Consider the following 830-nt stretch of genomic DNA (forward strand, 5'->3'; position numbering starts at 1 on the left):
GGCCGCGAATACAGTCCCGAATACTGGCCACAGGAAGTCGGGCTCGACCGGCTCTGCAAGACCGACAAGCCCTTCCTCAACCGCGACGCGGCGCTGCGCGTCCTGCAGGAGCCGCCGCGCGAACGGCTCGTGCTGCTGTCGCTCGATCCGCAGGATACGGATGCGTCCAACGCCGATGCCACGGGCGGTGAGCCGATTTTCCTTGATGGCCGGGGGGTGGGGCGCGTGACCTCGGGCGCCTATGGCTATTCGGTGGGACAAAGCCTCGCGCTGGGGTTCGTGAAGGATGTGGACGCCGGCACAGAGGTGGAGGTGATGGTGCTGGGCCGCCCGCACCGCGCCAAAATCCTCAGCGCCCCGCCGTTCGACCCCGAAGGCCGCCGCCTGCGCGCCTGAGGATTACGCCCGCTCCGCCGCTTCTCATGATCGGAAATACTTCCGCCGGAGGCATCCGCCCGCGCCGCGCAATGCAGACGGGGCGGGCGTCAGAGCGGCCTGATCTTCAACTGCGTGATCCGGTTGCCTTCGCGGGCGACGACCTCGAACCGGAAGCCGTGGAAGCTGAAAACCTGTTTTGGCGTGGGGATCATCTGCGCTTCGTGGATGACGAGGCCCGCCACGGTGTTGGCTTCGTCGTCGGGCAATGACCAGTCGGTCGCGCGATTGAGGTCGCGGATCGTCATGGCGCCGTCCACGTAATATTGCCCGTCCTCCGCCGGTTGCAGCGGCTGTTCGGCGTCGGGATCGAATTCGTCCGTGATCTCGCCCACGATCTCTTCGAGGATGTCCTCAAGGGTGATCAACCCCTGCAGCGAGCCGTATTCATCCAC

General features: G+C 65.9%; 2 protein-coding genes. One reads left to right on the forward strand and one right to left on the reverse strand.

Going from position 1 to position 830, the window contains the following annotated elements:
* Positions 1-396: glycine cleavage T C-terminal barrel domain-containing protein (locus A3728_RS11700; protein ID WP_150120755.1), on the forward strand; the 396-nt coding region annotated here is incomplete at its 5' end.
* Positions 397-485: 89 nt separating this feature from the next.
* Here A3728_RS11700 and A3728_RS11705 read toward each other — a convergent pair.
* The coding region (locus A3728_RS11705; protein WP_330220272.1) for a transporter associated domain-containing protein at positions 486-830 on the reverse strand (345 nt) is incomplete at its 5' end.

Origin of the sequence: Sulfitobacter sp. HI0040 (assembly GCF_001634885.1) — a bacterium.
Taxonomy (GTDB): Bacteria; Pseudomonadota; Alphaproteobacteria; order Rhodobacterales; family Rhodobacteraceae; genus Sulfitobacter.